General features: G+C 43.2%; 19 protein-coding genes and 2 tRNA genes. 16 read left to right on the top strand and 5 right to left on the bottom strand.

The annotated features are described in order from the left end of the window. Window positions 1–9: 9 nt before the first annotated feature. Window positions 10–1179, bottom strand: a complete 1170-nt coding sequence (gene queG / locus L1077_RS18700) for a tRNA epoxyqueuosine(34) reductase QueG (protein ID WP_237138448.1) — start codon at window positions 1177–1179, stop codon at window positions 10–12. On the opposite strand from queG, the gene L1077_RS18695 reads away from it, so the two are divergent. The 11 genes from L1077_RS18695 (at window position 1150) to L1077_RS18645 (ending at window position 13319) form a co-directional block, all read left to right on the top strand. Continuing rightward, on the top strand, window positions 1150–2637 hold the full coding sequence (locus L1077_RS18695) for an NAD(P)H-hydrate dehydratase (protein WP_237138447.1): 1488 nt from the start codon (window positions 1150–1152) through the stop codon (window positions 2635–2637). The two genes, queG and L1077_RS18695, sit on opposite strands and share 30 nt — an antisense overlap. Further along, window positions 2634–3110, top strand: coding sequence for a tRNA (adenosine(37)-N6)-threonylcarbamoyltransferase complex ATPase subunit type 1 TsaE (gene tsaE / locus L1077_RS18690; protein WP_237138446.1), 477 nt, complete (start codon window positions 2634–2636; stop codon window positions 3108–3110). The genes L1077_RS18695 and tsaE overlap by 4 nt, the downstream gene beginning before the upstream one ends. After that, window positions 3103–4443 (top strand): N-acetylmuramoyl-L-alanine amidase, encoded by a 1341-nt coding sequence (locus L1077_RS18685; RefSeq protein WP_237138445.1) that lies wholly within the window; start codon window positions 3103–3105, stop codon window positions 4441–4443. Before tsaE ends, L1077_RS18685 begins: the two co-directional genes overlap by 8 nt. A gap of 3 nt (window positions 4444–4446) precedes the next feature. Then, window positions 4447–6369 (top strand): DNA mismatch repair endonuclease MutL, encoded by a 1923-nt coding sequence (gene mutL, locus L1077_RS18680; RefSeq protein WP_237138444.1) that lies wholly within the window; start codon window positions 4447–4449, stop codon window positions 6367–6369. 28 nt (window positions 6370–6397) lie between these two features. Next, complete coding sequence (miaA, locus tag L1077_RS18675; RefSeq protein ID WP_237138499.1) at window positions 6398–7288, top strand: tRNA (adenosine(37)-N6)-dimethylallyltransferase MiaA; 891 nt, start codon at window positions 6398–6400, stop codon at window positions 7286–7288. Between the two features lie 77 nt (window positions 7289–7365). Then, window positions 7366–7629, top strand: coding sequence for an RNA chaperone Hfq (hfq, locus tag L1077_RS18670; protein ID WP_039611821.1), 264 nt, complete (start codon window positions 7366–7368; stop codon window positions 7627–7629). Between the two features lie 21 nt (window positions 7630–7650). Further along, window positions 7651–8940: a ribosome rescue GTPase HflX gene (gene hflX / locus L1077_RS18665; RefSeq protein WP_237138443.1), complete on the top strand. Its 1290-nt coding sequence runs from the start codon at window positions 7651–7653 to the stop codon at window positions 8938–8940. Window positions 8941–9031: 91 nt separating this feature from the next. Further along, complete coding sequence (hflK, locus tag L1077_RS18660; protein ID WP_237138442.1) at window positions 9032–10195, top strand: FtsH protease activity modulator HflK; 1164 nt, start codon at window positions 9032–9034, stop codon at window positions 10193–10195. A gap of 3 nt (window positions 10196–10198) precedes the next feature. After that, window positions 10199–11077 (top strand): protease modulator HflC, encoded by an 879-nt coding sequence (gene hflC / locus L1077_RS18655; protein WP_063366885.1) that lies wholly within the window; start codon window positions 10199–10201, stop codon window positions 11075–11077. 185 nt (window positions 11078–11262) lie between these two features. Next, window positions 11263–12579 (top strand): adenylosuccinate synthase, encoded by a 1317-nt coding sequence (locus L1077_RS18650; RefSeq protein WP_063360943.1) that lies wholly within the window; start codon window positions 11263–11265, stop codon window positions 12577–12579. Window positions 12580–12725: 146 nt separating this feature from the next. Then, complete coding sequence (locus tag L1077_RS18645; protein ID WP_237138498.1) at window positions 12726–13319, top strand: tetratricopeptide repeat protein; 594 nt, start codon at window positions 12726–12728, stop codon at window positions 13317–13319. A 1-nt stretch (window position 13320) separates the two neighbouring features. Here L1077_RS18645 and L1077_RS18640 read toward each other — a convergent pair whose 3' ends face one another. Beyond that, window positions 13321–15177, bottom strand: coding sequence for a cation:proton antiporter (locus tag L1077_RS18640; RefSeq protein ID WP_237138441.1), 1857 nt, complete (start codon window positions 15175–15177; stop codon window positions 13321–13323). Between the two features lie 272 nt (window positions 15178–15449). On the opposite strand from L1077_RS18640, the gene L1077_RS18635 reads away from it, so the two are divergent. Beyond that, window positions 15450–16697, top strand: coding sequence for a glutamate-5-semialdehyde dehydrogenase (locus L1077_RS18635; RefSeq protein ID WP_237138440.1), 1248 nt, complete (start codon window positions 15450–15452; stop codon window positions 16695–16697). A 5-nt stretch (window positions 16698–16702) separates the two neighbouring features. Here the strand turns inward: L1077_RS18635 and L1077_RS18630 are convergent. Both L1077_RS18630 and L1077_RS18625 read right to left on the bottom strand, forming a co-directional pair. Then, window positions 16703–16778, bottom strand: a tRNA-Ala gene (locus L1077_RS18630). Window positions 16779–16808: 30 nt separating this feature from the next. Beyond that, window positions 16809–16884 (bottom strand) — tRNA-Ala (locus tag L1077_RS18625). Window positions 16885–17008: 124 nt separating this feature from the next. Here L1077_RS18625 and L1077_RS18620 point away from each other — a divergent pair. Together L1077_RS18620 and L1077_RS18615 are read left to right on the top strand one after the other, a co-directional pair. Next, window positions 17009–17395: a hypothetical protein gene (locus tag L1077_RS18620; RefSeq protein WP_237138439.1), complete on the top strand. Its 387-nt coding sequence runs from the start codon at window positions 17009–17011 to the stop codon at window positions 17393–17395. After that, on the top strand, window positions 17392–17895 hold the full coding sequence (locus L1077_RS18615) for a prolyl-tRNA synthetase associated domain-containing protein (RefSeq protein WP_237138438.1): 504 nt from the start codon (window positions 17392–17394) through the stop codon (window positions 17893–17895). The genes L1077_RS18620 and L1077_RS18615 overlap by 4 nt, the downstream gene beginning before the upstream one ends. Here the strand turns inward: L1077_RS18615 and L1077_RS18610 are convergent. Next, complete coding sequence (locus L1077_RS18610) at window positions 17859–19010, bottom strand: MFS transporter (protein WP_237138437.1); 1152 nt, start codon at window positions 19008–19010, stop codon at window positions 17859–17861. The two genes, L1077_RS18615 and L1077_RS18610, sit on opposite strands and share 37 nt — an antisense overlap. A gap of 254 nt (window positions 19011–19264) precedes the next feature. Between L1077_RS18610 and L1077_RS18605 the strand changes: the two genes are divergently transcribed. Together L1077_RS18605 and L1077_RS18600 are read left to right on the top strand one after the other, a co-directional pair. Beyond that, window positions 19265–19807, top strand: coding sequence for a DUF2058 family protein (locus tag L1077_RS18605; RefSeq protein ID WP_237138497.1), 543 nt, complete (start codon window positions 19265–19267; stop codon window positions 19805–19807). 168 nt (window positions 19808–19975) lie between these two features. Then, complete coding sequence (locus L1077_RS18600) at window positions 19976–20251, top strand: c-type cytochrome (protein ID WP_237138496.1); 276 nt, start codon at window positions 19976–19978, stop codon at window positions 20249–20251. Window positions 20252–20382 lie beyond the last annotated feature (131 nt).

Raw genomic sequence — 20382 nt, 5'->3', positions numbered from 1 at the left:
TTGCTTTGCTTAGGCGTCCCGAGGCAAGCCTTTTTCAACGATGCGAATGAGGCGTGCTTTTTTACGTTCGTCATGTAGCTTGAGTTTTTGCTGTTCAAGTGCCCAGTGTATATGCTCTTGAACCAGCTCACTCACATGTGGCAGCTTTTCAGTGAGTGCAGCGATTATCTGCTCGTCATAATTTGCATTGCCAAGTCCCACAGCTAAATTACGTTGCCACCTTTCATGGCCTATCCGTCGTATTGGGCTTCCTTCGGTATTTTTTAAGAAGGTACTTTCATCCCATGCAAACAATTCTAATAACTCTCGGTCTTTAAGCGTTTTTCTTGGATGAAAGTCTTCTTCGTCGGTCAATTGTCCAAAACGATTCCAAGGGCAGACGAGTTGGCAGTCGTCGCATCCATAGATGCGGTTGCCTAATAAAGGGCGAAACTCTTCAGGAATAGCGCCTTGTTGCTCAATCGTAAGATAAGAAATGCAGCGTCTGGCATCGACAACATAAGGCTCTACAATCGCCCCTGTAGGACATAAGCTAATGCAGGCGTTGCACTTTCCGCACCCTTCTTCTACCTGCTTATGGTCTGGTGGAAGGGGTAAATCGACAAATAACTCGCCAAGAAAAAACCATGAACCGGCCTGTTTGTGAATAAGTAAACTATTTTTACCGCGCCAGCCAAGGCCTGCTTTTTCGGCGACCTGCCTTTCAAGCACGGGCGCTGAGTCGACGAATGGACGAAAACCATATTGGCCAACTTCTTGCTCAATACGTTGGCCCAGTTTTTTTAGTCGGTTGCGCAAAACCTTGTGATAATCGCGCCCGAGTGCGTAGCGACTGATATAGGCGGTTGTGCTATTTTTTAAGGCGCGCGCAAAGCTGGCATCAGGTGGGAGATAGTTCATTTTTACTGAGACAATACTTTTTGTGCCAGGCACTAATTCTGCTGGTCGAGCACGTTTCATACCATGTGCCGCCATATACTCCATCTCTCCGTGATACCCTAAATCCAGCCAGCGTTGGAGTTGCTGTTCATGTTCACTGAGGTCAATATCGGTGATCCCAACTTCAGCAAAGCCTAATTCTTTGCCCCAACACTTAATTTTTTCGGCAAGTTCAGTATAGTTAATAGTAGATATGGCTTTATTCACGGAATGTCTATTTTGCAAGGTCAATACACTCATAATTTACCACAAATTGCTTATTGCGCCCAAGAAGTAAAGCTGCATGAGGAACAGGCAGCGCTTAACTCTGGTACGACATTAAGCGAATTGATGCAGCGAGCGGGTCATGCGTTATTTGAATTAGTACGCAATAGAAACGTCAAAAATATTTTAATTTTTACAGGCAAAGGCAATAATGCCGGTGACGGCTTTATGCTTGCAAAGCGATGTTTACATGCACAAATTCATGTCACTGTGTGTGCGCTATTTGAACCGACTTTGCTCAAAGGAGACGCAGCTGAAGCTTACCAGTTGTTTTGTCGCAGTGGTGGTCGTGTGGTGTCGCTACGCTCGTGCATTGACCACAGCTATGATGCCATTGTTGATGCGGTATTTGGCACAGGGTTTCGAGGAGCTTTACCTGAGCAGGTTAAAGAAGCATTCAACCATTTTAAATCCAGTAAAGCGTGGAAGTTAGCGGTTGACATCCCAAGTGGGGTGAATGGCACAACGGCAGAGGTATCTCCAGATAGCTTTCAAGCAGATACAACGTTGACATTTATTGCGCTGAAGCAAGGCATGTTGACTGGCAATGCACCGAGCCTATGTGGTGAGTTATTGTTAGCGGATTTAGGCATTGCGGATGCATTTGCTGAACTATCTCATACTAATTGTTGTTACCCCGGTGGCAAATACTTACGCTCTTTACGTCCTGTTCGAGCGGATGACAGTTATAAAAACCAATGTGGCCATGTATTACTTGTGGGTGGCGGAAAAGGCATGGCAGGGGCTATTCGATTAGCGGCAGAAGCCTGCTTAAGGACGGGGGCTGGTTTGGTAAGTGTGGCGACACACCCTGAAAATCAATCTGCTGTTTTACATGGCCGCTATGAATTAATGGTGCATGGTGTTGCGGTCGCAGCGGAATTGGAAGCTCTACTTAATAAAGCAGATGTCGTCGTGATTGGCCCAGGGCTTGGTCAAGATGCATGGGCGAAAAAAATGTATGCTGCGGTTAAAAAATATCAAGGATTAGTTGTCTGTGATGCGGATGGACTCAACTTACTTGCTCAGTCCCATCTGCCATGGCATCGTGCGATATTAACGCCTCACTTTGGTGAAGCAAAACGCCTGTTGGGAAATTCAACCTTTAATACTTCTAAACGGTTCGAGATGGCTGAGCAACTTAGTGCAGAATATGCGGCTTGTATTGTTTTAAAAGGTCCGGGAAGTTTAATTGTTGATGGAAAGAGAATAAATATTAACCGCTCAGGATGCTCTGCCATGGCTAGTGCTGGGATGGGGGATGTATTATCTGGTATAATCGCTGGTTTATTAGCACAGGGCTTAAGCCGATTTGAAGCGGCGACGCTTGGTGTGTATATTCATGGCCTTGCAGCTGAGCAGGCAGCTCTAGATGGGCAGCTCGGTACGTTAGCAAGTGATTTATTTGTCCATATTAGAGGTATTATGGGATGAGCCAAAACAGTACTTTAACGCTTTCTTTGGCCAATGAAGAAGCGACTGTCGAGTTAGGTAAAAAGCTTGCATCTTCAATTGTGGAAGGTGCGGTGTTTTATATGCATGGTGATTTAGGTGCTGGTAAAACAACCACGACTCGAGGAATTGTGCAAGGGCTTGGGCATACGGGCAATGTAAAGAGTCCAACCTATACACTTGTAGAGCCCTACGAATTACCTGAAAAGTCAGTTTACCATTTTGATTTATACCGCTTAGGCGACCCTGAGGAACTTGAGTTCATGGGGATCCGTGATTACTTTGCTGCTGATGCGGTATGTATTGTTGAGTGGCCAGAAAAAGGTCAAGGTTTTATTCCTGAACCAGATATTGATATCTTTCTTGCTTATGATGGTGATGCGAGAAAGGTGACTTTAAAAGCGCATAATGAACGTGGGCTACAGGTATTACTGACCATTGGTAGTTATGCGTAGTGTTATCATTAAATATAGCTATTTAGTTACAATGTTTGTGCTGCTGGCGTTTGCAGCACAGGCATTTGCAAAAAACACCATAAAAAATGTGCGAATTAGCCCATCGGCTGAAAGTACGCGGGTGGTGTTTGATTTATCAAAAAAACCTGAGTTCAGCTACTTTGTATTGCAAAAGCCACTGCGCCTGGTGATTGACTTTGAGAATACAAAGCGACTTCCCACATTACCAGCGATCCCAAAGAAACACCGTGTTATTAAAAAGATGCGTTATAGCTCACCAAAAAAGCGCACTAGTACACGGGTTGTATTTGAATTAAGTCGCCCAACAAAGCCCGTCATTTTTCCCTTGGCCCCCACAGGCAAGAGTTCTGATAGGTTAGTTGTTGATTTATATGGACAAAAAAAGCCGCCAGTAACTAAAGCAGCGAGTACAAAACGAAATAGTAAGCGTGACAGAGATATCATTATCGCCATTGATGCTGGCCACGGCGGGCAAGATCCGGGCTCTATTGGCCCAACAGGCACGTACGAAAAGCATATTACGCTGCAAATAGCCAAGCGACTGGAAAGGTTAATTAACAAACAGCCGGGAATGAGGGCGCAATTGACTCGTTCAGGGGATTACTTTTTAAAACTCAATACCCGCACAGCAAAAGCACGAAAGAAACGTGCAGACTTCTTTGTCTCAATTCATGCGGATGCATTTTCTAGCCCTCGTCCAAGAGGTGCTTCTGTGTGGACCTTGTCATTGCGTCGTGCCAATTCAGAAATTGGTAAGTGGCTTGAGAATAGGGAAAAGCAATCTCAATTACTGGGTGGCGCTGCCGGGGTGATCAAAAACACCGCAAATGAAAAGTATCTAGCTAAAACGTTGCTCGATATGTCTATGGATCATTCCATGACAACCGGGTTTCAGGTCGCTGAAAAAGTGGTGGACGAGTTACAGAAAGTTGCCAAGTTACATAAAAAGCGGCCGCAAGCTGCAAACTTTGGGGTACTAAAGTCACCTGATATCCCTTCTATTTTGGTGGAAACAGGGTTTATTTCGAACCCCCAAGAAGAAAAGCAATTAAAAACGGCTTATCATCAACAGCGATTGGCCAATGCCGTATTTACGGCCATCAAGCGCTACTATCAGAAGAATCCGCCCGATGACTCTTTATTTGCTCGATTGAAAGAGAAAAAGCCTTTAAAGCATAAAGTGAAGCGAGGGGAGTCATTGAGCGTTGTTGCGGCGAGATATGGCACCACAGTATCAGCACTAAAGCGTGCTAATCGATTGAAGAATAACGTATTACATATTGGTCAAGTGCTGACTATTCCCAGGGCGTAAAACATGGCTATTGAGATTTTACCAGCGAGGCTGGCTAACCAAATTGCAGCAGGTGAAGTAGTTGAGCGTCCTGCGTCCGTGGTTAAAGAGCTAGTAGAAAATAGCATTGATGCTGGCGCTACCCGCATTCAAGTTGAAATTGAGCGAGGCGGTCATAAGCTCATTCGGATTCGAGATAATGGCTCAGGAATTTACAAAGATGAATTGGCGCTGGCATTATCTCGACACGCAACCAGCAAGCTCAAGAATTTAGACGATCTTGAAGCGATTGCTTCTTTGGGCTTTAGAGGTGAGGCACTTGCGTCGATTAGCTCCGTATCAAGACTTACATTGAGCTCTAAACCTGAAGCTCAAGATACAGCATGGCAAGCGTGTGCGGAAGGGCGGGATATGGCTGTGCAAGTTCAACCGACAGCGCACCCAAACGGTACCACCATTGAAGTCAAAGATTTGTTTTTTAATACACCGGCTCGTCGGAAATTTCTGCGTACGGAAAAAACAGAGTTTAGCCATATTGATGAATTGGTTAAAAGAATCGCGCTGAGCCGTTTTGACGTGGCTATTACGCTAACACATAACCAAAAGGTGGTGCGTCAATATCGGGCGAGACAAGATCCGCGAAGTATCGAAAGGGTTGCGCAAGTTGCTGGGAGAGTATTTCAGCGCGAAGCAAGCTTTATTGAGTCCGGCTATGAAGGGTTAGAGCTATATGGGTGGGTATTGCCTCTTGGTAGTAATACACAGCCACAATACACGTATGTGAACGGTCGCATGATGCGAGATAAGCTGATTTTGCATGCGATCAGACAAGCTTTTGAAGAGGCGACGGGTAGTCCAGAGACACCTGGGTTTGTAATTTACGTCGAATTAGATCCAAGACAGGTTGACGTGAATGTTCATCCAGCTAAGCATGAGGTGAGATTCCATCAAGCTCGATTAGTACATGATTTTATTGTTCAAGCTGTAAAGCAAGTTGTAGAACCCAGATCTTCAGTTTTGCCCTATACCCATATCGATGATGAGGTAGGACCTGAGCCTAGTCTTACGCTCAATGAGCCAAACATTGCAACGCATCAAGAAGAACAGCATCAATCCTACCGGACACCGCTGCGACAAGAAGCATCAGCAACACCTACCCCTAATATTTCAATGCCAAGTTCAAGTGAGGCTCACTTTGAGAGCGGTGTAAGGCAAACGAATGGAGCTAGTCGCTCAAATTATCATGCGCCGCGCAGTGATTTGGGGTCATCTGCTGGTCAGACGAAGCAAGTTAATGTAAATCAGCTTTATCAAGCTTTCACAACTGAAGCTGACAATCGTCCTGTTAAGAACGCTGAGTCGACTTACAATATCCAAGCCTTAAAAGGCGACACAGAACAGAGTATTACACAGATGCACTGGATGGCATTACCGGAAGGGGCTGTGTTACTACAAGATGAAAACACGCTATTGGTTGGTCATACGCGTGAAGGTCTCTTATCGCTGTGGCTGGAGCAAATCGAAACGGACGGTACATTATTAGGTAAAGCTTTGCTGTTGCCTGTGAGAGTAAGCCAAGATAAGCAAGAAGCGCAAAGCTTAGAAAAAGTGGACTCTTGGTTGACGTTATTAGGCTTTGATTTGAGCTTTCAAGGCTCGCATGTGATGGTGAAAAAGTTGCCCGTGAGCTTATATAGCTTGGATGTTGGTCAATGTATTTCCCTGCTTGTTGAGACATGTGTTGAGCATCAGAGCGCGTTAGATAATTTAGACTTTTGGGTTGAGTGGCTGTTGAAAAATACACCACAAGGTTATTTTGCATCGCAGCATTTTCTAAAAGTACGTGAAAAAATGCTAAAAAAACCAAAAAGCAGAGCAGCAATTATGGCAAAAGCCGTTAAAATAGAGCCAAAATATATTTTAGATTTATTACCAAAAGGGTATTAGTTTGCAGAATAAACCCGTTATTACGCTGATGGGGCCAACCGCAGCAGGAAAAACTGCACTGGCCATTGAGCTATGTAAGCATTTAGATACTGAGATTATCAGTGTTGACTCTGCGCTAGTATACAAGGGTATGGATGTTGGTACCGCAAAGCCTGACGCAGACGAGCTCGCTCAAGCACCTCATCACTTGATAGATTTAATCGACCCTCGAGAGAGTTACTCAGTTGCAGACTTCCGCCGCGATGCGATTGCGCTGATAGACAAATTTCATGCACAAGGCAAGGTGCCCGTTTTGGTCGGTGGCACCATGATGTATTTCAAAGGACTCATAGAAGGACTATCTCCTTTACCTGAGGCATCTGAAGTTGTTCGAGCAAAGCTTGAGCAAGAAGCGTCAGAAAAGGGCTGGCCAGCTTTGCATGAGGAGCTTGTGCAAATAGACCCAGAAGCAGCTGCGAAAATTTCTGAAAATGATTCGCAGCGAATTAATCGCGCGCTTGAGGTGTATCGTATAACAGGCAAGCCCATGTCGTTATTGCAAAAGCAAAAACAACCTGAGTTGCCTTATACTTTTTATCAGTTTGCCATTGCGCCAAATGATCGTAAAATATTGCATGAGCGAATTGAGGAAAGATTTAAAATAATGCTTGATCAAGGGTTTAAAAACGAAGTTTTGACCCTATATAATCGAGATGATTTGCATCCAGATTTGCCTTCTATCCGTTGTGTAGGATATCGGCAAATGTGGGAACATTTAAGCGGTGAATGCGATTACGATGAAATGGTATTCAGAGGTATAGCCGCTACCAGACAACTTGCAAAGCGACAGTTGACCTGGCTTCGTAGTTGGCCAAATGTAACTTGGCTAGAGACCGGAGAGCAAGAAAACTTGCAACGAATTTTAAGTTCGCTAAGCTAATAGTAGTTGAACCAATAATTTGTTTTAATTTATTCAACTAACTCAACATAATAACACCTAGAACGAAGGATAAGAAAATGGCAAAAGGCCAATCGTTACAAGACCCGTTTTTGAATGTCTTGCGTCGTGAGCGCATTCCAGTTTCAATTTTTTTAGTTAACGGCATCAAATTACAAGGCAAAATCCAGTCTTTTGACCAATTTGTGATTTTACTTGAAAATACCGTAAACCAAATGGTTTACAAACATGCTATCTCAACGGTTGTTCCTGCTAGAGCTGTTAATTTCCAGAATACACAAGGAAATGAAGGCGCAGAACAAAACGAAGATGGAAATTTTTAATAGATATTAGGAGCATATTGCTTGTTTGACCGTTATGAAGCCGGCGAACAGGCAGTCTTAGTGCACATAGAGTTTCCTAACGAAGGAGATCGAGAAGATCTGCAAGAATTGGAAATGCTAGTATCTTCTGCTGGTGTTAGTAGCGTGGCGGTTGTGCAAGGCAGCCGTCAAGCACCGCATCCCAAGCTATTTGTTGGTACGGGTAAAGCAGAAGAAATTGCCGAGATTGTCAGAACTTATAAAGCAGACGTCATTATATTTAATCACCAACTTAGTCCTTCTCAAGAGCGAAATTTAGAGCATGTTTGTCGCTGTCGTGTGCTTGATAGAACGACCCTTATCTTAGATATTTTCGCACAGCGTGCGCGAACACACGAGGGTAAGTTGCAGGTTGAGCTAGCTCAGCTAAGGCATATTTCGACACGCCTGATCAGAGGTTGGACGCACTTAGAGAGGCAAAAGGGTGGTATTGGCTTACGAGGCCCTGGTGAAACACAGTTAGAAACGGACCGTCGACTACTTAGAGAACGCATTAAGAGTATTCGAAAAAGGCTTGATAAAGTAGCCGTGGTTCGAGAGCAGGGGCGCAGAGCAAGAAGCCGAAATGAAATTCCGACCGTATCACTGGTTGGCTATACGAATGCAGGCAAGTCCACGCTGTTCAATCGAATTACTAACTCTGACGTATACGCAGCGGACCAGCTATTTGCGACACTTGACCCTACGCTGCGTAAGCTAGACATCGATGATGTTGGGCCAGTAATTTTAGCTGATACTGTTGGTTTTATAAGACATCTACCTCACGATCTTGTTGCAGCGTTTAAAGCAACATTAACAGAGACACGTGAAGCAGATTTACAACTACATGTTGTTGATGTTGCTGATCAAAGAAGAAAAGAGAACATTGAACAGGTACAATCGGTTTTAGAAGAAATTGAAGCCGATGAGATCCCTCAGCTATTGGTTTATAACAAAATAGATTTAGTGGAAGAGATCCAACCAAAGATCGATAGAGATGAAAATGGCGTACCAATTAGAGTGTGGCTATCTGCGCAGGCTAATACAGGTATTGAGTTACTGTCACAGGCAATTTCTGAGTTGCTTGCAAAAAAGATGTTTTGCAATCAGCTTGTTGTGCCTCCTGCTTTTGGGAAATTACGCGGGGCGCTATTCAATCTGAATGCGGTTTGTGATGAGAGTTATGACGAGTTAGGTAACTGGCTGCTGAATGTGAGACTGCCTCAAGCTGATTGGGAGCGGTTGAAAAAAGAGCAGGGGCCGGAAATAGAGCAGTTTATTGCTCAAAGTTGAAAAAATTACTAATTCAGCCTAATTCGCTATAAGAATGCGGCAAATTTTGTTAGATTTAATTTAATTCATTTTATAACAATGGAGTATAGCTATGGCCTGGAACGAACCGGGTAATAATGGCAATGATAACGACCCGTGGAAAAATCGCGGTGGGAGAGATCAAGGGCCACCAGATCTGGACGAGGTATTCCGCAAGTTTAACAACAAGTTCGGCGGAATATTTGGCGGCAAGCCAGGAAATAATAAAAACGGCATTGGTGGTGCAGGGATCACCTTCATCTTCATCATTGCTTTAATTGTATGGGCACTAAGCGGTATTTACACCGTGAAAGAAGCTGAACGAGGCATCGTACTTCAGTTCGGTCAATTTGACCGTATCGCTGAGCCAGGTTTACGTTGGAAAATGACCTTCATTGAACGTGTTATTCCAATTGATATCGAGGCTGTACGTTCTTTGTCAGCATCAGGCTTTATGCTAACTGAAGATGAAAACGTGGTTAGTGTTGAGTTTGAAGTTCAGTACCGTGTAGTCGACCCGACTTTGTATCGCTTCAGCGTTACAGATGCCGATCACAGTTTACAACAAGCGCTAGATAGTGCACTACGTTATGTTGTAGGTCACTCTCGCATGGACCAAGTACTGACAACCGGTCGTGAACTTGTTCGTCAACGTACATGGGACGAGCTAAACGAAATTATTGAGCCATATAACCTTGGCTTGATCGTCACAGACGTTAACTTTAAAGACTCTCGCCCACCTGCAGAAGTTAAAGATGCATTTGATGATGCAATTGCTGCACAAGAAGATGAACAACGTTTCATCCGTGAAGCAGAGGCCTATGCAAGAGAGATTGAGCCAAGAGCACGTGGTCGAGTGACGCGCATGACTCAAGAGGCTGAAGGTTATAGAGAGCGTATTATACTAGAAGCGCAAGGTGAGGTAGCTCGTTTTGAAAAGCTATTACCTGAATATGCAGCAGCAAAGCAAGTAACGCGTGAGCGTTTGTATATCGAAACGATGGAAGAAATCTTAGGCCGTAGTTCTAAGGTGATTGTTGATGTGAAAGGCGGCAATAACATGATGTACTTGCCACTTGATAAGATCATGCAGCAATCTCAATCGTCTTCACCTGTTACCCTGCCAAGTCGAAATGACATTAACCAGTTACGTCAAACGCTGGGTCAGTCTCAAAATAGCAGTGTGAATAGTAGCAGTGATAGATTTTCACAAGATCGTTTTAACAGCGGGAGATAATTGATGAGAAATTTTGGTTTTATCTTTTTGATACTTCTCGCCCTGTTAGGGTTCTCTTCAGTCTTTGTCGTGACTGAAGGTCAAAGAGCGATTGTATTATTATTCAGTAAGGTTCAAAAAGACAGCTCAGATAACGCGGTTGTGTATGAACCAGGCTTACACCTTAAAGTGCCTTTCTTTAGCCAAGTTCGTCACTTAGATGCGCGTATTCAAACGCTCGATGGCGCACCAGACCGCTTTGTAACAAGTGAGAAAAAAGACCTTATCGTCGACTCTTATGTAAAGTGGCGCGTAAGTGATTTCTCTAACTACTACTTGCGTGCGCGTGGTGATAAGCAATACGCAGAAACACTACTTAAGCAAAAAGTGAACAACGGCCTAAGAACAAACTTTGGTTCTCGTACCATTAAAGAGATTGTATCTGGTGAGCGTAGTGAGCTGATGGCCGAAGCACTTGTTCAGGCATCAGAGAGTGCACAAGAGCTAGGCATTGAAGTACTGGATGTACGTGTGAAGCAGATTAACTTACCAAATGAAGTAAGTAACTCTATCTTCCAGCGTATGCGTGCTGAGCGTACTGCTGTTGCAAAAGAGCATCGCTCTGAAGGTCAAGAGAAAGCTGAAACAATTCGCGCAGAGGTTGATAGACGTGTGACGGTTATGTTGGCAGATGCTGAGCGTAATGCACGTACTGTACGAGGTGAAGGGGATGCTGAAGCTGCAAACATCTATGCGCAAGCTTACAACCAGGACCCTGAGTTCTTCGGTTTTATCCGCTCATTAGAAGCATATAAGAAAACTTTCACAAGCAAGAGCGATGTGATGGTACTTTCGCCTGATAGTGAGTTCTTTGACTACATGAAGCAAAAGGACAGTAAGTAATCTTTGTGCTTGTAATGTCATTTAACTGAAATAAAAAGCCCGCATTATGTCGGGCTTTTTTGTATTTATTTCAAACAGTTTTATCTAATATCAAATTGACTGAAGAAAAATCATTCGAAACAGGGTGATTTCCACCTGCCTTTTCTGGTAAAATCTGCGCCTAATTTTTTCTAAGTGATATTGCAATGGGTAAAAACGTCGTTGTATTAGGCACCCAATGGGGTGACGAAGGTAAAGGTAAGGTTGTTGACTTACTTACGGATAAGGCTTCTTTAGTTGTACGCTATCAAGGTGGACACAACGCAGGCCATACTTTGGTTATTAATGGTGAGAAAACTGTATTACACCTAATTCCATCAGGTATTTTACGTGACAACGTAAAGTGTGTGATTGGTAACGGCGTAGTACTAGCTCCTGATGCGTTAATGAGAGAAGTTAACATGCTTGAAGAGCGTGGCGTACCAGTGCGTGATCGTCTTCTTATCAGTGAAGCATGTCCTCTGATTCTTCCTTACCATGTTGCGCTAGACCAAGCGCGTGAACTTGCACGTGGCAACAAAGCAATTGGTACAACTGGTCGTGGTATCGGTCCAGCTTATGAAGATAAAGTTGCGCGTCGTGGCCTTCGTGTTGGCGACCTATTCAACCCTGAGCAATTCGCTGCAAAGCTTAAAGAAGTGATTGAGTACCACAACTTCTCACTAGAGCACTATTACAAAGTTGAGCCAGTTGACTTCCAGAAGACATATGATGATGCGATGGAAATTGCAGAGATCCTTAAGTCAATGGTTGTTGATGTAACTGAGCTGCTTGACCAGACTCGTGAAAAAGGTGACAACATCTTATTCGAAGGTGCACAAGGTACATTGCTTGATATCGACCACGGTACATACCCGTATGTTACATCTTCGAACACAACGGCAGGTGGTGTAGCAACAGGTGCTGGTTTTGGTCCTCTAAACCTAGACTATGTACTTGGTATTGTTAAAGCTTACACAACACGTGTAGGTTCAGGTCCTTTCCCTACAGAGCTTTACGATGGTCTAGACAAACAAGACCCAGTTGGTAAGCACTTAGGTGAAAAAGGTCATGAGTTTGGTGCAACGACAGGTCGCTTGCGTCGTACTGGTTGGTTTGATGCCGTTGCAATGCGCCGTGCTGTTCAAATCAACAGCATCACAGGCTTCTGTTTAACAAAGCTAGATGTACTTGATGGCATTGAGACGATTAAGATTTGTACTGGTTACCAGCTTGAAGATGGTACGGTTACTAACGTAACGCCATTAGCTGCTGAAGGTTACGAGAAGGTAACACCAGTATACGAAGAGATGCCAGGTTGGAGCGAAAATACGTTTGGTGCAACTTCTGTTGAACAGCTTCCTGAAGCTGCAATCAATTACATCAAGCGCTTAGAAGAAATTACAGGTGTACCAATTGATATCATTTCAACAGGTCCAGACCGTGTAGAGACTATGATTGTTCGCAACCCATTCGGTGAATAATTAAAGTTAAAAAAGCTGCTACGGCAGCTTTTTTTATGCCTGAAATAAGCTACCGATGATAATTTGGTACGCTTTTTGTATTCATATTTTTAGACTCATATTAAATGCTAAAAGTTATGATTAAAACACTTCGACTCCCTCTATTAATGCTAGGTTTCAGTTTCGTTGGACACGCTTTGGCCAATGAACAAATTGAAGCTGTTCCTTTGTATACGCAAGATGAATTGATCACTTTAATCAACAATAACCAACATCTACAGCGAGTAAAAGCAGATGATTGCCAATTAGTACAAGATATTGAAGCCCGAGCAGAAATAATGGGCTTGCCTTCGTATCAATTTTTGTATGGTGATATGTTAGCGTATGCTGTGTGTGTTGAGCGTGATGTGGAGCTTGGGCTATATTACATGCGTCAAGCTGCTCAGCAAGGCTTAGCGGCAGCACTGGAGCAATTAGGGCGCTATTATGATGTTGGTCAACTTGTACAAGCAGACAAAGCCATGGCCATCGTGTATTTACGTGAAGCTGCTGCACTTGGTAACTTAAAGGCGCAGCTACGTTTGGTGGGGTTATTTAATCAAGGGTTTGGCAGCCCGAGAGATTATGAGGATGCTTATCGTTGGCTATTTCACGCGGTTGTTGCTGATAAAGCAATACATAAGCAAATTGAAATGGCACTGGCAAAATTGGCAAAAAAAATGCCCGAGAGTGTGATCAAACGAGCGAGAATGTTGAATTAGTTTAGCTATTGAGCTTTTCTCCAATAGAGACTTCTTTATTTACTGAGTCCTTTAAAATTGACATTTTTGGCGGCTGCAAAGCCAAAATTCTGTCACCTTGCTCTGGTTGCTTTTTATCTTCAGACGTAAAAGGCCTAATAGACAGCGGATCATCTTCTTTTTTCTGCTCAGAAATAATAAAGAGTGGGATTGCCTCTTTATTCACTTCTAAATATTGCTCCCAGCTAAACTCCTCTGACAATCGAGTTGCACTGACTTTGCCGCCTTTTGCCATTAGGCTACTGAGCTTGGCGTAATTCCCAGTATCTCCAAATAATATTTGACGAGATAAAAAGGTTGCGCTGTCCTTATTGGCTTTTGCATGATTAGTTGAAGACTTTAATGAGTAAACGCTTTGCTCATCGAGCAGATGCGAAAAGTATTGCACACCGAGTGCGTTATGGTGTCTGTTGGGTGATAAAGCCAATACAGAGTGGAGGCTGGTCAAGGGTAGATAGCGCTCTGCATGCTCAGATTGCGGGTTTCCATAGTAGCAAGGTAATCCATCCATTCTTGCCATTTTGCAGTTTTCCCAAGCGGGATCTGATAAGTAGACATCGATATTTTGCTCTTTTAGTCCGCATGCAATGGCTCTGGCTACGTGATTAGCGCCTATGATGAGCAACGTATTTGGACTTGGTTGCCTAACACCGAGTAAGCGAGCTAATGGTGTGGCAGTGAGACTTTGCAGGATCACTGTGACTATGATGACAGTAAAAATTAAAGGCACTATCTTTGCTGCATCAGGATGACCAGATTGCGCCATGCTCAGAGCAAAGACTGAGCCGACTGCGGCCGCCACGATACCGCGAGGTGCAATCCAGGCAAGCATGAGCCTAGATTTGAAAGGAATATCACTGTTAAACGTTGATACGGCAATGCTCAGTGGTCTTGCGACAAATAATACCACTGCTAGGAACCAAAAGATGCCGCTGTCTAACATCATGAGTTCCTCAAGCTTTAAGCGCGCTGCAAGTAAAATAAATAGGCTAGAGATTAAGATCATGGATAAGTCTTCTTTAAATTCAAGCACAGCGTCAATTTCTAAATCATCTTGATTAGCAAGCCATATTCCAAAAATAGTGACTGCAAGTAATCCTGATTCATGGCTTAAGTGATTTGATAACGTAAAGCTCATAAGCACTAACGCCAATATGCCAAATTTATGCAGCTCAAATGGCAACCACTCTTTGCGAATGATTAAGCTAGTGAACCAGCCAGAAATAATGCCTACGCTGAGCCCGACACTGAGCGTAGAAAACAAAGCCATTAAGGTGTGACTAAAAACCCCATCTTTGCCAACCAAGCTGACAGCTTCGAATACTAACACAGCGAATAATGCGCCAATAGGGTCAATGACTATTCCTTCCCAGCGTAAAATTCTGTCAATATCCTTGGTTGGACGCATGGCATTGAGCATTGGTGCAATGACTGTAGGGCCTGTAACAACTAAAACAGCACCGAGGACTGCAGCCACAGGCCAATCAAGTTCTAATACATAGATAGCACAGGCCGTAATGATGATAAACGTGGTCAACATGCCAATTGAGCACAAGTTTCGAACCACCTTGCCAATGCCTTTTAGCTCTCTAAAGTGGAGTGTTAATGAGCCTTCAAAAAGAATGATGGCGACAGACAAAGAGACTACGGGAAAGAGTAAGTCTCCGAGTAATTGGTCAGGGTCTAACACCCCGGATACCGGGCCGAGTAATAAGCCTGTTAATAATAAAAACAAGATTGCGGGTACTTTAGCGACCCATGCTAGCCATTGGGCAAATACAGAAAATATGGCAATCGCGGCAATATAAATAGCCGACATAAACTCTCCAGCCTAGTTAGCTCATTGAATATTAGTATAGTGTTAGCTCGGTTATATCATAGTAAATAAGTCAAAAAAGAGAATAAGTTATTAAAATTGAGTGATTTTTTATCATGTTTCATGTCTTTGATAGAAGCTAGAACTAATCTATACAGTGGGCACCATTTAAACAATATTCACTTTACCCAAAGCTTTGAACATGCGTATTATCAATGAGGGTGTAATGGGTTTGAAATACTTACATTCAAGTACTAGGAATGAGAGAAAAGAGAATGACGTTAATTACAAATTTAGCTAAAAATGCTGCTATTGCTGCGAAAAAGCTCGCTATATTGGATACAGCGCAGAAGAATAAAATCCTGCATGCGATGGCTGCGGCGATTAGAGCAAGTAAATGTGAAATTCAGCAAGCCAATGAGTTAGACCTGCGAGCGGCCAGTGAAAATCACTTGTCCACAGCAATGATAGATCGTCTCACTTTAAACCCTACACGTATTGAAGATATGGCATCAGGGCTAGAGGACGTCGCGCAGTTACCAGACCCCGTGGGGGAAAAGAGAATACTTGGTAAACAAGCAAGTGGCATTGAAGTGCAAAAAATGCGTGTACCACTTGGTGTTATTTGCATGATTTATGAAGCAAGACCGAATGTGACCGCGGATGCGGGCGCACTGTGTTTCAAATCTGGCAATGGGGTAATATTACGAGGTGGCAAAGAAGCATTGAACAGCTCGTTAGCCATTGCTAACACGCTGCATAGTGTACTGAGAGAGTATGATTTGCCAACTGAGTTGATCACGGTTGTACCAGATCCGGATAGGGCTTTGCTGCTTGAGCTGATGCAGCAAAAAGACGATATCGATTTGGTGATCCCGCGCGGTGGTGAAGGACTGATTGAATTTGTGACAAAACACAGCTCTATTCCGGTGATCCAACATTTTAAAGGTGTATGTCATCTATACGTCGATAATGATGCTGATCTCGACATGGCGATTGCGCTGTTACTGAATGGCAAAACACAAAGAACAGGCGTATGTAATGCATTAGAAGGCTTGTTAGTTCATCAATCTATTGCACCAATATTTTTACCAAAAGTGCGTGAGGTATTAAGTCAGGCTGGGGTTCAGGTACATGCTTGTCAGTCTTCGGCTGCTTATTTTAGCTGTGTAAATATCCTAGCTGACGATCAATTTGGTCAAGAATATCTAGGGCTTGAAATTGCAGTTCGCATAGTTGAGGATTTAGCCGGCGCTTTGGCGCATATTGACCAATTCGGTAGCCATCATACAGAAGTGATCTGCACAAGCTCAGCGCAAGCGGCTCAACAGTTTCAAGCGCAAGTGGATGCATCCGTGGTGATGGTCAATGCGTCTTCACGGTTTAGTGACGGTGGTCAATTAGGCTTAGGTGCAGAAATTGGCATAGCAACAACCAAGTTACACGCTTATGGTCCAATGGGTCTTGAGTCTTTAACGACGGAAAAATATTTGGTAAATGGATCTGGAAATATAAGAGGGTAGTAAAGTGGTGGAGCTAAGCAGGATCGAACTGCTGACCTCCTGCGTGCAAGGCAGGCGCTCTCCCAGCTGAGCTATAGCCCCACTTTATTTGGGAATGTCTAAAAGAAAAATTGGTGGAGCTAAGCAGGATCGAACTGCTGACCTCCTGCGTGCAAGGCAGGCGCTCTCCCAGCTGAGCTATAGCCCCAACATGTCTTTTGGACGATGCGAAATTTAAAGGCTTTTGCACTTCGCGTCAAGTTTTTTTCTTAAAAAACTCAAAAATACGACCAGCTTTGGTACACTGGGGCAAAATTATGGATAGGAAAATTATGAGTCGTCTATTTTTGTTGCTCTTGTCAACTATTTTGGTAGCTTGTAGCTCTGTACCAAAGCCAGCCTTCGAAGTTGAAAAGCAAACTTTGCATAAGCGTAAGAATGAAAACGGGCAGTCGGAATTTGCTTTCGTCGTTACGGTAAAACGCACACCGCAGATGGAATTAGCTAAAAACAAACCAATTACAAAAAAACAGCTAGAAAAATTCTCAGAGTTTAAACGGGTTGAGGAATCGCCGGAGTTAAAATTAGCTTTAGAAGATAAGGCGGTCAGCCTATTACAGCAAGCACTAAAAGACGAAGCCTATTGTCAGGCAGGTTACAATATTGACAATGTGTACTGGCGTCAACGCAGTGTGCAATTGCGAGGGCATTGCTTGTGAGTTTACCTAACTCTGAATTGCTTGCTGAGCAATTAGCACTGCTAGGTATTGACTATATTAGCTATCAACATGTGCCTTTGGTTAATTGCACCATAGCAAAAGAGATTGGTCTTGAAAGAGCTGGGGTAGGATTAAAAAACCTTTTCCTGAGAGATAATTATGGTAAACGCCATTTTTTAGTTATTACATTGTCCGACAAACAATTAGACTTGAAAGCACTGTCAAAACAACAAGGTATATCTCGGTTGGGGTTTTGCTCTAGTGAGCGGTTAGAAAAATACTTAAAAGTGAAGCCCGGCTGTGTTTCCGCCTTGGCAACACTCAATGATGAGCATAAGCAGGTCGAATTATGGCTTGATAGGGAGTTAACTCAAGCTGAGCAATGGCAGTGCCACCCATTTGAAAATGACAAAACATGGGTACTAACGCTGGAAGATTTAAAAGTCTTTTGGCAAAACAGTGGTCACGAGCCTAGCTGGGTTACTTTGCCAGAACGGTAATTGAGCAATGTTAAATAGCCCCCGGTTATACAGACAAGCAACAAACTCAATAAAAAGACGTGTATGCCATAAAGTTGATAAATGAAGCCGGGTACAAAAGTGCCCAGTGCACCACCACAGTAGTAAAATGATACATACGCACCATTAGTGACACCAGCATTGGCTGTACTGATTTCATTGGCCAAAGGCGCAGCGCTTGCATGTATCATGAACATACAGGCGCAAAACAATGTGAACATCGCGACAAATGTATCTAAATTACGCCACTGCATAATCAGTAAACTTGTTGAATATACGGCGAATAAGACGCTTAAAATCAGCCAATTGTTACGTGAGATCTTGGATAAAAAAGGCGTTAACATAGAGATAATTGCGCCAATTAAATAACCGCTGTAAACCCAAGCTATGGTAGATGGGTCCTTTATGTCATATTCATTACTTAAAATAAAAGGTAAGTAATTAAGTAAGGCTGAAAAACAAAAAAACATACAAAATACCGCGCTGTACAAGCGCAGTAGTTGAGTTGTTTTTAACGGCTTTAGATAGTCTTTTGGAGAGATAATTGGCTTGGTATCGTTTTGCTCTTTAGGTGTGGGACGGATCATCAACGCGAGCACGATCAGTAACCCTGCATTGAACAGGTAAAAACTCTCAAATCCCCACCAGTTAGTAAAGTTTGCTGCTAATGCGCGCCCTGCATAACCACCAACTATGGTACTACCCACATACCATGTCATTTTTTCTCGAAGGTTTTGTCCCTGCCAAGTTTGGCCAATGTAGCTCGTCATAGATGTGAGTGCCGCCGGAAGCAGTAAGCCTTCGATAAATCGCATGAATAAGAAGATTTCGAATTGCTGAGTGACGCTAATGACGAGGCAGCATACTGCAAGCGCAAGCATGGTGTATCGCAACATTGTTAACTTACATCGCCGAGTTAAAACCAGACCATAGAAAATAGGCGCTACAGCAAGTGGTAGCATGGTGACTGTCATTAATAGCCCTGCTTTGGCTGGACTGACTTGGTAGTGTTCGGCGAACATGGCCAATAACGGTTGTGGGGCATACAACACAAAAAATACAACGATTGAGCACGATAGCAAATGAAATATGGGCATGTTCTAGTTTCTTAATTTGAGTGCAATATTATTATCTACTTTTGACGACGCTTTTGCTCTAAAAAGAAGTAAAAACTTGTTATACATCATAAATTACTTCGATGAACTTGGTAGATTAGTGGGCAGAGGGCAAGGGAAGGTTTTTGTTTTCTGTATTTGTCAGGTTGTTTTACTGCGTCATGAGAGAAATTATTTAGAGATTTGCCCAGTTTGGTATTAAAATGGCGGCAAGTTTAGATTGATGGAGTGACATGATGGGTTCTCTACAGGATCAGCTGTTAAAAGCCGGTTTGACAACTGAGCACAAAATGAAAGTTGCTAAAACGGAAAAGCGCAAACAGCAAAAGAAGAAAAAGAAAAAAGGCGCAACGAGCGACCAAACGGATCTGCAAAAGCATATTGAGCAGACCAAGCTTGCACAGCAGCAAAAAGCAGAAGCGCTGAATAAAGCAAAGCAAGATGATTTAAAAGAACGTGAGCAAGTTGCTCGTGTGAAGCAAATTCTTGAGCATCATAACCAAGAAGAAATTAGGGGCGACCGCACATTTAACTTCACTTTCGAAAATAAGGTAAAGGAATTAGATGTTAATGAGTCGACACAGCAAGCTTTATCCAAAGGCCGCTTGGCCATTTGTGTATTGGAAAGTCAGTTTTATGTACTGGAAGATGAGCCTGCGAGAAAAATTGCCGAAGTCGATGAAAAGTATATTGTTTTCCATGTAGAAGACGCCAGTGATAAAAAGGACGATGATGATCCGTATGCGGATTTCGAAGTCCCTGATGACTTAGTCTGGTAGTTTATTTATCTCATTTTTCTTTATTGACTCGGTTCATTTTTTAAATCCGAATAAGTAATTGTGTAGAGCGGCTTTGGGTCTACTACACTGGTTAAATAACCGTCAAAAAAGAGAAATGATATGATGAAGATAAAGCAATTTGTGTTCGCATCGGTAACGACTGTAACTATGTTGGCATCTGGCAATGTGGCAGCGGCAGATGGTAAGGCTTTGTACACGGCTAAAATGTGTCAAACATGCCATGGGGCAGAAGGTAAGGCGCCTATTATGCCACTATATCCAAAGGTCAATGGGCAAAGCAAAGAGTACACGTTGTCGCAGATGAAAGACATTAAATCTGGTAAACGCAGCAATGGGATGTCTGCTGCGATGAAGGCCATGGTGGCAAGTGTCTCTGATGCTGAACTTGAAGCAATTGCTGAGTATCTATCAACAGTCAAATAAGTGATTCAAATTTAGGATCAATATAAAAGCCACCTTTGGGTGGCTTTTTCGTACCGAATTAATTTACGCAGGATGACTCCTGTGTGTTGAACTATTTTTTTTTGTGATTTAGACTTCTAAACATCTAAAAT

It is taken from the genome of Pseudoalteromonas luteoviolacea, assembly GCF_021654285.1.
GTDB classification, from domain to species: domain Bacteria; phylum Pseudomonadota; class Gammaproteobacteria; order Enterobacterales; family Alteromonadaceae; genus Pseudoalteromonas; species Pseudoalteromonas luteoviolacea_J.
Note: the sequence above shows the minus strand (reverse complement) of the source record. Positions and strands in the feature narration are given on the sequence as shown.

Bases quoted from the DNA above. Each gene is read 5' to 3' on its own strand.
- mutL (WP_237138444.1), top strand. From the start codon at position 4,447: ATGGCTATTGAGATTTTACCAGCGAGGCTGGCTAACCAAATTGCAGCA.
- hfq (WP_039611821.1), top strand. From the start codon at position 7,366: ATGGCAAAAGGCCAATCGTTACAAGACCCGTTTTTGAATGTCTTGCGT.
- L1077_RS18620 (WP_237138439.1), top strand. From the start codon at position 17,009: ATGAGTCGTCTATTTTTGTTGCTCTTGTCAACTATTTTGGTAGCTTGT.
- L1077_RS18695 (WP_237138447.1), top strand. From the start codon at position 1,150: ATGTCTATTTTGCAAGGTCAATACACTCATAATTTACCACAAATTGCT.
- L1077_RS18600 (WP_237138496.1), top strand. From the start codon at position 19,976: ATGTTGGCATCTGGCAATGTGGCAGCGGCAGATGGTAAGGCTTTGTAC.
- queG (WP_237138448.1), bottom strand. From the start codon at position 1,179: ATGAGTGTATTGACCTTGCAAAATAGACATTCCGTGAATAAAGCCATA.
- miaA (WP_237138499.1), top strand. From the start codon at position 6,398: ATGGGGCCAACCGCAGCAGGAAAAACTGCACTGGCCATTGAGCTATGT.
- tsaE (WP_237138446.1), top strand. From the start codon at position 2,634: ATGAGCCAAAACAGTACTTTAACGCTTTCTTTGGCCAATGAAGAAGCG.
- hflC (WP_063366885.1), top strand. From the start codon at position 10,199: ATGAGAAATTTTGGTTTTATCTTTTTGATACTTCTCGCCCTGTTAGGG.
- hflK (WP_237138442.1), top strand. From the start codon at position 9,032: ATGGCCTGGAACGAACCGGGTAATAATGGCAATGATAACGACCCGTGG.
- L1077_RS18685 (WP_237138445.1), top strand. From the start codon at position 3,103: ATGCGTAGTGTTATCATTAAATATAGCTATTTAGTTACAATGTTTGTG.
- L1077_RS18635 (WP_237138440.1), top strand. From the start codon at position 15,450: ATGACGTTAATTACAAATTTAGCTAAAAATGCTGCTATTGCTGCGAAA.
- L1077_RS18645 (WP_237138498.1), top strand. From the start codon at position 12,726: ATGCTAGGTTTCAGTTTCGTTGGACACGCTTTGGCCAATGAACAAATT.
- L1077_RS18605 (WP_237138497.1), top strand. From the start codon at position 19,265: ATGGGTTCTCTACAGGATCAGCTGTTAAAAGCCGGTTTGACAACTGAG.
- L1077_RS18650 (WP_063360943.1), top strand. From the start codon at position 11,263: ATGGGTAAAAACGTCGTTGTATTAGGCACCCAATGGGGTGACGAAGGT.
- L1077_RS18640 (WP_237138441.1), bottom strand. From the start codon at position 15,177: ATGTCGGCTATTTATATTGCCGCGATTGCCATATTTTCTGTATTTGCC.
- L1077_RS18610 (WP_237138437.1), bottom strand. From the start codon at position 19,010: ATGCCCATATTTCATTTGCTATCGTGCTCAATCGTTGTATTTTTTGTG.